The organism is Flavobacterium sp. U410 (assembly GCF_053570605.1).
Map to the genome: position 1 here is coordinate 15,970 of NZ_JBSEFI010000033.1, position 12,120 is coordinate 28,089.

Annotated in this window: 9 protein-coding genes and 1 pseudogene; 5 read left to right on the top strand and 5 right to left on the bottom strand. The window is 33.9% G+C overall.

Going from position 1 to position 12,120, the window contains the following annotated elements; all coding sequences use genetic code 11:
* Position 1 precedes the first annotated feature (1 nt).
* Together ACUSJC_RS16100 and ACUSJC_RS16105 are read left to right on the top strand one after the other, a co-directional pair.
* Positions 2-1,876 (top strand): Nramp family divalent metal transporter, encoded by a 1,875-nt coding sequence (locus ACUSJC_RS16100; RefSeq protein WP_449270592.1) that lies wholly within the window; start codon positions 2-4, stop codon positions 1,874-1,876.
* Position 1,877: 1 nt separating this feature from the next.
* A complete protein-coding gene (locus ACUSJC_RS16105; RefSeq protein WP_449270593.1) occupies positions 1,878-2,294 on the top strand; it encodes a hypothetical protein in 417 nt (138 codons plus the stop codon).
* Here ACUSJC_RS16105 and ACUSJC_RS16110 read toward each other — a convergent pair.
* The 4 genes from ACUSJC_RS16110 to ACUSJC_RS16125 all read right to left on the bottom strand — a co-directional run bounded on the left by ACUSJC_RS16110 (position 2,291) and on the right by ACUSJC_RS16125 (position 5,493).
* Positions 2,291-2,416, bottom strand: coding sequence for a FeoB-associated Cys-rich membrane protein (locus ACUSJC_RS16110; protein WP_449270594.1), 126 nt, complete (start codon positions 2,414-2,416; stop codon positions 2,291-2,293). The two genes, ACUSJC_RS16105 and ACUSJC_RS16110, sit on opposite strands and share 4 nt — an antisense overlap.
* Position 2,417: 1 nt before the next feature.
* A complete protein-coding gene (feoB, locus tag ACUSJC_RS16115; RefSeq protein ID WP_449270595.1) occupies positions 2,418-4,514 on the bottom strand; it encodes a ferrous iron transport protein B in 2,097 nt (698 codons plus the stop codon).
* Complete coding sequence (locus tag ACUSJC_RS16120; RefSeq protein ID WP_449270596.1) at positions 4,504-4,755, bottom strand: FeoA family protein; 252 nt, start codon at positions 4,753-4,755, stop codon at positions 4,504-4,506. The genes feoB and ACUSJC_RS16120 overlap by 11 nt, the downstream gene beginning before the upstream one ends.
* 72 nt (positions 4,756-4,827) lie before the next feature.
* Complete coding sequence (locus tag ACUSJC_RS16125) at positions 4,828-5,493, bottom strand: SCO family protein (protein ID WP_449270597.1); 666 nt, start codon at positions 5,491-5,493, stop codon at positions 4,828-4,830.
* Between the two features lie 171 nt (positions 5,494-5,664).
* Here ACUSJC_RS16125 and ACUSJC_RS16130 point away from each other — a divergent pair, with 171 nt between their 5' ends.
* Complete coding sequence (locus ACUSJC_RS16130) at positions 5,665-8,493, top strand: M4 family metallopeptidase (protein WP_449270598.1); 2,829 nt, start codon at positions 5,665-5,667, stop codon at positions 8,491-8,493.
* Positions 8,494-8,558: 65 nt separating this feature from the next.
* The gene (locus ACUSJC_RS16135) at positions 8,559-10,646 is read left to right on the top strand and encodes a M13 family metallopeptidase (protein ID WP_449270599.1); all 2,088 of its coding nucleotides are present in this window, start codon (positions 8,559-8,561) and stop codon (positions 10,644-10,646) included.
* A gap of 74 nt (positions 10,647-10,720) precedes the next feature.
* Here ACUSJC_RS16135 and ACUSJC_RS16140 read toward each other — a convergent pair whose 3' ends face one another.
* Positions 10,721-11,092: a helix-turn-helix domain-containing protein gene (locus ACUSJC_RS16140; protein WP_449270600.1), complete on the bottom strand. Its 372-nt coding sequence runs from the start codon at positions 11,090-11,092 to the stop codon at positions 10,721-10,723.
* Between the two features lie 126 nt (positions 11,093-11,218).
* Here ACUSJC_RS16140 and ACUSJC_RS16145 point away from each other — a divergent pair.
* Positions 11,219-11,802, top strand: a pseudogene (locus ACUSJC_RS16145) (PAS domain-containing protein).
* Positions 11,803-12,120: the final 318 nt, after the last annotated feature.

Sequence of the window (12,120 nt, forward strand, 5' to 3'; positions counted from 1 at the left end):
TATGAAAAATAATCATTCGTTAGAAGAAGTACACAATACGGTTGACACCGGGGCAAAAACCTCAGTGTTTAAAAAAATATTAGCGTTTTTTGGACCGGCTTATATGGTTAGTGTAGGTTACATGGATCCCGGAAACTGGGCTACTGATTTGGCTGGAGGAAGTCAATTTGGTTACACTTTACTTTGGGTTTTATTGATGTCAAACTTAATGGCGTTGCTATTACAAAGCTTAAGTGCCCGTTTGGGAATTGTTCGCCAACGCGATTTAGCACAAGCTTCGCGTGATACGTATTCGAGACCGATTAATTTTATTTTATATTTTTTAGCTGAAATTGCCATTGCTGCTTGTGATTTAGCGGAAGTATTAGGAATGGCCATTGGGTTAGAATTACTTTTTGATATTCCATTGCTTTGGGGAGTTGGTATTACACTTTTAGATACTTTTTTGCTTTTATTTTTGATGAATAAAGGCATAAAAAAGATGGAAGCTTTTATCATTACACTTATTGCTATCATCGGATTTTCTTTTGTTATTGAAATATTTTTTGCCAAACCTGAAATTTCGGAAATGGCTAAAGGATTGATTCCTTCAATTCCTAATAGTGAAGCGCTTTACATTGCCATTGGGATTATTGGTGCTACGGTGATGCCGCACAATTTGTATTTGCATTCGTCTTTGGTACAAACCCGAAAATTTGATCGTTCTAAAAAAGGAATTAAACAAGCTATTAAATACAATTTCTTAGATTCAATAGTAGCCTTAAATTTAGCCTTTTTTGTAAATGCCGCCATTTTGATTTTGGCAGCGGCAACTTTCCATAAACACGGCATGTTTGAAATTGCTGAAATTCAGGATGCGCATAAAATGTTAGAACCGCTTTTGGGAACCAAATGGGCAGCCGCATTATTTGCTTTAGCGTTGATTGCAGCAGGACAAAGTTCTACGATTACAGGAACTTTAGCCGGACAAATTGTGATGGAAGGCTATTTGAATTTGAGAATTCAACCTTGGGTGCGACGCATTGTAACTCGTTTGGTTGCTATTGTTCCTGCATTCTTGGCAATTTATTATTTTGGAGAAAGATCAACCGGAGAACTCTTGATTTTGAGTCAGGTGGTTTTAAGTTTGCAATTAGGTTTTGCCATTATTCCGTTAATTCACTTTGTGAGTAGCAAAGAAAAAATGCAAGGTTTTCAAATTTCGTTGCCTACAAAAATTGTTTCGTGGTTAGTAACCTTAGTCATTGTTTCGCTTAACGTGAAATTAGTGTATGACGAAATCCACAATTGGATTCAAAATACTGAAAACCCCATTTATATTTGGATCTTTATTGTTCCGTTGGCGGTATTTTTCTTGTTCTTGTTGCTTTATATTATGTTTAAACCCTTATTGGATAAAACCAAAGGACATGCAAAATTAGTTCCGCATATCGATAAAATTATTGTTTCGGAAGACAATCGATCTGCAAGTTTCTCGAGTATTGCCATTGCGTTAGATTTTTCGGAAATTGATAAAAAAAGTATCGAAAGTGCGTTTCAATTAGGGGGAAAAGAAGCTAAATATGTGTTGATTCACATTGTAGAAACGGTTGGTGCTTTTGTTTATGGTGACGAAGCGCATGATTTTGAAACCATGAGTGATGCCAAATATTTAGAAGAATACAAACGGAAAATTGAAGATTTCGGGTATCAAGTAGAAGTTCGTTTAGGCTTTGGAAATCCAAAAACAGGAATTCCGGAAGTCATCAACAACGGAAACTTCGACATTTTAATTATGGGCGCTCACGGACACAATTGGGTAAAAGATTTACTTTTTGGAACTACCGTTGGTGCTGTTCGTCACAAAATAAAAATTCCGGTTTTAATAACAGTGTAATATGAAATATTTTTTAAGCCTTATTCTATTGACCCTTTTGAGTTGTAAAAGTACTTCGAGTTTTACCAAAGATGGTTTTCTTGCCATTGGTACACAAGAAAAAGTACAAACTAAGAAACATACCTTTTTGAAAATAGAAAAAATCCTTTCGGATAGTCGTTGTCCGGAAGGCGTGAATTGTATTAGAGCCGGTGAAGTGAAATTGTTGTTGCAGATCAATACGGAAGAAGATGTGATAATTGTTCCAATGACCATTGATTATAAAAATTATGAAGCCAATAAAAAACTATTGGAACAACACATTCAATTAGATCAGGAAACTATTACAGGCATTCAAATTCATCCCAATGTAAAAGATGGTGAAAGAAATCCCTTTGATTCGTATTATTTGAAGATTCTTTTAGCCAAAAGTAATTAATGACAGTTACAATCTTCACCGCAAGATTTGTCGGATTTTTTAATTTTCTTTTTCCAAAAGAACTTTTTAACCAAAAATCCAATAGCAAGAGCCAATGTTACGTAAACTAAAATTTGTTGCATTTTATTTTAATGTTTGGTAAGCAATTAAAGCCACAGTATAGGCAAAACCACTCATAAAAACTAATTGAATGATAGGCCATTTCCACGAATTAGTTTCTTTTTTTACAATAGCCAATGTAGAAATACACTGCATGGCAAAAGCATAAAAAAGCAAAAGCGAAATTCCGGTGGCAAAATTGAAGATTTTCTTTCCGGTAACGGGATTCACTTCGGCTGCCATTCGGTGTTTGATGGTCAATTCTTCTTCGCTGTGACTTCCCACACTGTAAATAGTCGCTAAAGTTCCCACAAATACTTCGCGTGCTGCAAATGAACTCACGACAGCCACGCCAATTTTCCAATCGTATCCTAAAGGTTTAATCACCGGTTCAATTAGTTTTCCGGCAAGACCAATATAAGAGTTTTCTAATTTATACGAATTGATTTCGTCTTCCAAATCGATTTCAGAATTATCTTGATGTTGCGCTGTAACGATAGCTTCGGCATTTTCAAAACCTTCTTTTGGTCCGTGCGAACCTAAGAACCATAAAATAACAGAAAGTGCTAAAATGATTTTCCCGGCTCCGGTAACAAACGATTTTGTTTTTTCAAGCACATTGATTGATACATTTCGGAACATCGGAACTTTATACGAAGGCATTTCCACTACAAAATACGATTTGCAGTTCAGTTTTAATACTTTGTTTAAAATGTAAGCTGAAAGAATGGCCATTCCGAATCCTGCTAAATACAATCCCATTAAGGTTAAACCTTGTAAATTTAGGAATCCAAAAACTCGTTTTTCGGGAATAATCAATGAGATTAAAATGGCGTAAACCGGTAAACGAGCCGAACACGTTGTAAATGGCGTTACTAAAATCGTAATCAATCGTTCTTTCCAGTTTTCAATATTTCGGGTTCCCATAATAGCCGGAATAGCACAAGCCGTTCCTGAAATTAGAGGCACGATACTTTTTCCGGATAAACCGAATTTGCGCATGATTTTATCCATCAAAAAGACTACACGACTCATGTATCCACTTTCTTCCAAGATGGAAATGAAAAGGAATAAAAAGGCAATTTGTGGAATAAAAATAACGATTCCTCCAATTCCCGAAATCAATCCTTCACTAATGAGATTGGTAAATTCGCCTGCCGGTAGATGTGTTTTGGCATACGAGCTTAAATTGGCAAAGAATTCGTCAATATAGTCCATTGGAATGCTACTCCAGTCAAATAAAAACTGGAAAATTAGCATTAAAATTCCGAAGAAAATGAAGTAGCCAAAAACCTTGTGAGTCAAAACACGATCTAATCTGGCGCGTAAATCGGTTGCTTTTGAATGGTCTATTTTTTGACCTAATTTTAAAGTTTCGTTGATAAACTGATAGCGCTTTATGGTTTCTTTTTGTTGTAAACGCTTTAGCTCGGAATGGGATTTGGTAAACGAACTTTTGATCTCATTTCGTTCCAAATTCAGGAAGTTTACATCTTGGGTAATAACCAACCAAAGTTTGTACAGCAATTGATTAGGGAATGCTTTTCGTAGTTTGTCGAAATATTCAGGATCAATACTTGAAGCATTCAAACACGGTTCAGTTGGTAAATCGTTATAATTGGAAATCAATTGTTTTAATTCATCAATTCCTGTTTTTTTTCGGGAACTAATTAATGCAATTTTTGTTTTTAATTGTTTTTCTAAGACGGCAATATCGAGCTCAATTCCTTTTTGTTTCATTCGATCGGCCATATTGATTACCAAAATAGTAGGAATCTCTAAGTCTTTAATTTGGGTAAATAAAAGCAGATTTCTTTTTAAGTTTTCAACTTCTGTAACTACTACAGCAACATCCGGAAAGTCCTCATCATTTCGGTTTAAAAGCAATTCAATAACCACATTTTCATCAATAGAACTAGCGTTTAAACTATAAGTTCCCGGTAAATCAATGATTTTTGCTTTAAGAGAAGGCGATAATTTAGCATAGCCTTGTTTTTTTTCAACCGTAATTCCGGGATAGTTTCCCACTTGTTGGTTTAAACCGGTTAATTGATTAAAAACAGAAGTCTTTCCTACATTGGGATTTCCAATAAGGGCAACTTTTAAAACTTTATTTTGCATTTTCGTGTAACGAATTTTCGAGAACGACGGTTACTTCATTAGCTACTTCCTTTCGTATAGCCACGTGAGAATCATTGATGTTGAAATAATATGGATCACCAAAAGGCGCAATTTGTACCAAGGTTACTTCATTTCCGGGCAAACATCCCATTTCTAGAAGTTTCAACGGAATTTCATCTACATTAACATCAATAATGATGGCTTTCTCACCAATTTTTAATTCTGAAAGGGGAACCGACATTCTTATTTAGATTGAATTAAAATACAAATATACGCTATATTTGGTTACTCAGTACGCTATTTGTTATTAAATTTATTCGGAGCATAAAAAGTTAATATCTTCCGATAGTTTTTGTATATCTTCTTTCTTTGTTCCATCATAAAACCCTCGAATCCTTTTCTTTTGGTCAACCAAAACAAAATTTTCGGTATGAACCATATCATACATGTCTTCGGGTTTACCTGTTTTAACAACCAAATATGATTTTCGGGCTAAATAATAAATGTCTTTTTTATTGCCTGTAACCAAATTCCATTTGGAATCTAACACCCCTTTTTCTTTGGCATATTCTTTTAAAACCGGAACACTGTCAATATCTGGCGTCACCGAAAAGGAAAGCAATTTTACTTCAGGATTGTCTTTTATTTGGTCTTGTAACCACACCATGTTGGTTGTCATTTTGGGACAAATAGTTTGGCAAGTTGTAAAAAAGAAATCAGCCACATATATTTTATTCTCATAATCTTTTTGAGTAATTGTTTGACCATTTTGATTGGTAAAAGCAAAATCAGCAATAATGTGATTATATCCAATGTGTTGCACGGTAGAATCTACTAATTCCGGATTAACATCACGAGGCGTGAATACGGGAAGTGTTTTTCTGGGGATAGATAATTTATAAATCGCTAAAAAAATGATAATACATAGAATTCCAAAAGCGATAAAAAAGAGCTTATATTTTTTAAATGATGAATCCATTTTATTTTTTTGCAAAGGTACTAAGTAAGTGTTTAGACTTCAAAATATATATCCGAATAAAATAGCTTAATAAAATTTTAAAAGAAGTTTATTTAATTTAAAATAGATTATTTTTGTTATCTAAGCCAACTTGTTTTTAACAAAAAAATAAAATTAACCTCACTATAAAGTATGAAAAGAACGTTTACATTACTATTGATTTCCTTTAGTTTATTAAGGTTGTCAGCACAAGAAAATAAGCTTCCGGCAAATCAAAGGTTTATTAAAATAGAAACAGCAAATACTTCGGAGCAACAAGCGTTAAATGAATTTAAGAAAGAATTCAAGATTGATGAAAAAATACAGTTTAAAAGCGTATACTCTTCTCAAGATAAATCCGGTACTATTCATCATAAATTTCAACAATATTATAACAATTTAAAAGTTGAATATGGCGTAGTTATCACCCACGGAAAACAAGGGCAGGTAACAAGTGTAAATGGAGAATTATACAATCCTGGGAATTTGGGTACAATGCCTCAACTTTCTGTTGATCAAGCACTGGAACGAGCAAAACAAGATATAAATGCTATAGCTTATTTGTGGGAGAACGTAGAAGAAGCAAAATTAATGAATTATCAAAAACCAACAGGAGAATTAGTCGTTTTTCCAAATTTAAAAGATAATTCTGTTCATCTAGCCTATAAGTTAGATGTTTATGCCTCTCAACCTGTATCTAGACAAATTGTATATGTTGATGCGCATTCCGGAGAAATTCTATTTAAAAATGCTGTCATCAAACATTTAAATGAGTATGCACATACTTCATCAGATAAACATTTTGGTAAAAAATCAAGTGCTTTAATGGCTGGTACGGCAGCTACTCGTTATAGTGGTTCAAGAACGATTGAAACAGATTATACAGGAACAAATTATAGATTAAGAGATTTTACCAGAGGAAATGGAATTATCACATTAAATAGCCAAACAACAACAAGCTATCAAGGTGCAGTTGACTTTACCGATAATGATAACAATTGGACTTCGGCGGAATACAATAACAGTGCTAAAGATAATGGTGCTTTAGATGCGCACTGGGGAGCAGAAAGAACCTACGATTTTTGGTCTGATGTATTCGGTAGAAACAGTTTTGATGATAATGGGGCAGCTATAGTTAGTTATGTACATTATGATACTGATTTCAACAATGCATTTTGGAATGGAGCAGGAATGACGTACGGAGATGGAAGTAGCGGAGGATTCGATATTCTAACTTCTATTGATGTTTGCGGACACGAAATAGGTCATGCCATTTGTACATATACAGCTGATTTAGTGTATGAAAACGAATCAGGCGCTATGAACGAAGGATATTCAGATATTTGGGGAGCATGTATAGAGCATTATGGAAGAACGGGAAGTATGTCAGGTACTGTAAGTAGCGATATTTGGCTAATAGGAGAAGATATAAGTTCAACTTATTTGAGATCTATGCAAAACCCTAATTCTAAAGGAGATCCGGATACTTATTTAGGAACTTATTGGTATTCAGGAACAGGAGATAATGGAGGAGTGCATACCAACTCAGGAGTGTTGAATCATTGGTTTTATATTTTAGCAGCTGGTGAAACAGGGTTTAATAATGCCCCGGTTCCTGATGTTTATAGTGTTACCGGAATAGGGTTAGCAGAAGCTGCTGAAATTGCTTATATCATGGAACATGATTATTTAACACCAAATTCTACGTATGCTGATGCAAGAAAAGCATCTATTGAGGTTGCAAATATTTTATATTGTGGCAATAGTCCTGAAGTAATGGCAGTAACTAATGCTTGGTATGCGGTTAACGTTGGAGAAGCTTATGAATCAGCAGCAGATGATGTTGCTTTATCTGTGTTAGAAGCTCCCGCTTCAATTAGTTGTAATGGAGCTGCAGCTAGTGTAAGTACACTCGTAACAATGAGAAACCAAGGAACAAATACTATAGATACTGTAAATATAAGTTACACAATTGATGGCGGTACTGCAACAAATGTAAATTGGAATGGCTTAATTAATCCTTGTGAAAGTGTAGTCTATAGTCTGCCGATTACGGGAATGGTAAGAGGGGCTCACACTATTCAAATAACTACAACTGTGACTAACGATGGTAGAAGTGATAATAATACGCGATCTGTGATAGTTTTGATCGACGATCAAGGAACAATAGGAGTAGCAAATCCATTTACAACGGCAAATGATGTTTTGGTTACATATAATGAAGATTCAGCAGATACGCCTTGGGAAAGAGGAATTAGAACCGGAGGTCAACTTTCAAGTGGAGTTAATAATTATGTGTATACAACTAACTTGACAGGAAACTACAGCGATATGACCAAAAAATATTTAGTTTCTCAATGTTATAACTTATCTAATGTCAGCAACCCGATGATTAGTTTTGATATGAAATATGATTTGGAGCTGAATTGGGATATAGTTTATCTAGAATATTCTACCGATTTTGGTGCTACATGGAACGTATTAGGAACTAAAACAACAGGTTGGTATAATAGCGACAGAACTTTAGCCTCTTCAGGAGGAAGTGATTGCTATAATTGTCCCGGAGCTCAATGGACAGGAACTAGTACAACAAACACAAATTATTCTTATCCGTTGACAGATTTGAATAATGAAACCAGCGTGATTTTTAGGGTTGTATTCCATTCTGATGAAGCGGTTAATCAATTAGGGGTAAATATTGATAATTTCTTAATTAGCGGAACTCTTTCGTCTGAAAGTTTTGAGACCAATTCAGTTATGGTTTATCCAAATCCTTCAAAAGGTACTTTTACATTGAGTTTAGGAACTCTAGAAGCAAAAAGTGTTGAAGTATATGATATTAGCGGTAAGAAAATTTATGTTAGAGAAGGGATTTCTACACCCGAAACGACTTTAGATCTAACGTCCGCTGCTCAAGGGATTTATTTCGTAAAAATCAATACAAATACACAACCTGTAGTAAAACGAATTGTTAAAGAGTAATGTGTTTAGAGAGTTAAAAGAACAAAAGCTTATATTTGTCTTTTAACTTTCTTTAATTCACGTAAATGAAAAATTATAGTATTAAAGGAAGCTTAGGCTTCCTTTTTTTGTCTTTAGCACTTTACTCTTGTAAATCTTCTCAAGAACCAGTAGCTACAACAGAGAAAACATCTTCTCAGCCTAAAATCGGAATAAATACTGATTATATGGATACTTCCGTTAACCCAGCTGATGATTTTTTCAGATATGTTAATGGAAAATGGCTGGACAAAACTGAAATTCCGGCCGATAGAACTCGTTGGGGAAGTTTTGACGAATTGCGAAAAAATACCGACGATGATGTTATGGCAATTTTAAAAGAAGCTTTAGCAGACAGAACAATTGAACCTAATTCAGATCAAGGGAAAGCCCTTAGTTTATACAAATCTATTTTAGATACAGTTACACGTAATAGAATGGGAGTAGAACCATTAAAGCCTTATTTGACTAAAATTGAAAATATCAAATCAGCAAAAGATTTAACGGCTTTAATTACAGAAATGGAAAGAGAAGGAGGAATTGGTTTCTTTGGAAGCTATGTATATACAGATGCAAAAGATAGTAATAGAAACGTTGTTTATGTAGGAACGGGAAGTTTAGGATTACCCGATAGAGATTATTATGTTTCTGAAGAGGAAGACATGAAAGAAAAAAGGGCTAAATATGTTGCTCATGTTACCCGAATGCTTCAGTTTTTAGGAGATAAAGAGACTTCTGCAAAAGCATCAGCAGAAAAAGTATTGGCTTTAGAAACAAAAATGGCTACTGCAACTTTAGATCGTGTAGCTCGTCGTGACAGAAGAAATACGTATAATCCAATGAAAGTTTCGGATTTGCAAAAGTTAGTTCCCGATGTAGACTGGAACAATTATTTTGAAACGAATGGAATGGGAAAATTGGATTCTATAGTTGTTTCGCAACCAAAATACATGGAAGAGTTAGAAGCAATCCTAAAACAAGGGGATGTATCTTCATGGAAAGCTTATTTACGTTGGACTTTATTAAATGATAATGCCGGATTACTTTCTACAGAAATTGCAGATGCTAACTGGGAATTCTACGGGAAAACATTAACAGGAGCCGTAAAACAGCGTCCGGCCGAAGAGAGAGCATTAGCTACAGTAAATGGTAGACTAGGAGAAGCATTAGGTAAATTATATGTAGCTAAAAAATTCCCGCCGGAAGCAAAAGCAAAAGCTCAAGCCATGATTGCTAATGTAATGAAAGCTTTTGAAAACAGAATTGACCGTTTACCTTGGATGACCAAAGAAACTAAGGAAAATGCAAAATTAAAATTAAACAAACTTACGGTCAAAATTGGATATCCTGATAAGTGGAAAGATTATTCAAAATTAACGGTAACTAGCCCTGAAAACGGAGGAACTTATTTTGAAAATTCTAGACAATATGCTCTTTGGTCTCACGAAAAAAATATTGATAAACTAGGAAAACCTGTCGATAAAACCGAATGGGGAATGTCGCCTCAAACTGTTAATGCTTATTTCAATCCATCAAATAACGAAATTGTATTCCCAGCAGCCATTTTGCAACCCCCTTTCTATGATTATAGAGCAGATGAAGCCGTAAATTATGGAGGAATTGGAGCAGTAATTGGCCACGAAATTTCACATGGTTTTGACGATTCGGGTTCTCGTTATAATTCTGATGGAAATTTAGTAAATTGGTGGAGTGATGAAGATTTGAAACAATTTACAGATTTAGGAGGAGCTTTGGCTGACCAATATTCAGCGTTACAGCCTTTACCAGGAATTTATGTAGATGGTAAATTCACTTTAGGAGAAAATATTGGTGACTTAGGTGGTGTTAATGCTGCTTATGACGGATTGCAGATATACTTACAAGAAAATGGAAATCCGGGATTAATCGACGGCTTTACTCCTGAACAACGTTTCTTTATTTCTTGGGGAACCATTTGGAGAACAAAAATGAGAGATGAAGCCATTAAAAATCAGGTGAAAACAGATCCACATTCTCCGGGAATGTATAGAGCTTCGGTTCCATTACAAAATGTAAACGGTTTCTACGATGCTTTTAACGTAAAACCAGGAAACGGAATGTATGTTGCTCCTGAGAAGAGAGTGAAAATCTGGTAAAAATAAATTTTAAGTAATTAAAAAAATCCGACTTTATAGGGCCGGATTTTTTTATGCCTATAAATAAAACATGCTTAAAACATTTTAGTACAGTTGATTTTATCTAACATAAACTTAAGTAATTCTATTTGCTCTTTTAAAGAACGTATAGTTTCCTCATATTGCTGAGTTAGCTTTTCAGAATAGGCAATATAATTATATCCATTGTTTCCAATTGAGCTGTTGATATTAAATATATGTCTATTATCGAAACCTAAAATTTCAAAAGCACTTATTCCTAAAATCCTACTAATTTCATTAAGTCTGTTTATAGTAAGTTGAGTTTCCCCTGTCTCAATTTTAGAATATGCTCTTATACTCAATCCTAATTGGTTAGCAATATGCTCTTGAGAAAGGTTTTTTAGCTCACGTATTCTCTTTAATTTTAATTCAGGATGTTCTATCATAACGTTTGTGTTAAAAGTTCAAATATAGAAAAATAAGTTCAAAATAAGAATAATATATTCGCAATATTTTTTAAATTATTATGTATCTTACAGCCTCATTACAATAAATCTATAAAAAGGTAAAAAATGGAACAAAAACCTGCACCAATTGATAAAGAAGTAATGTGGGACAAAACAGCCACATTGATGAGTAAAACAGACAAACACGGTACTATTGAATATGCTAATGAAGCATTTATAGATGTATCAGGATATGAAGATTATGAGTTGATGGGTCAGCCTCATAACATTATAAGACATCCTGATATGCCAAAAGTAGTTTTCAAAGTCCTATGGGACAGTCTAAAAAAAGGTGAAAATTTTAATGCCATTGTCAAAAATTTGTCTAAAACAGGAAGATACTATTGGGTGATTACTGACTTTGAAGTTACCAAAGATAACAAAGGAGAAATTCTTAAATATGTTGGTAAACGAAGAGCTGTTCCTCAAGATGTTATTACTAAAATAATAGAGCCTCTTTATACAAGACTACTACAAATTGAAAAAGCAAGCGGTCTTGAAGCTAGCGAAAAATACCTTACAGGTTTTCTAGAAGAACAAGGAAAACATACGATCAATTTATTGTAGATGCATTTGTCAAGTTTGATGAAAATAAAGTTGAGGTTAAAGAAGAAGCAAAAGGATTCTTTGGGAAATTTTTTGGGAGATAATTATTTAATTCTATTGCAAAAAAACATATTTTAACAAAATATACAGAAAAACTGTATCAATATTAACATTTGAAGCATTAAGGTTGTCTCGGTTAATAGCATTAATTTTATTTCTTATCAAGAACATTGAGTCCCGAATCCTTCGGGACTTTTTGTTACAAAACAGCCCTTTGTAATAGATAAAATATAAATATTAACATTAATAACAAATAAAATTTGTTATTAATAAAAAAAATACGATATATTTGAGCCATAAAACGTTTCAATTTATCTCTTAATGAAACAACAACTATTCAAAAAACTCTCACTACTCTTTAT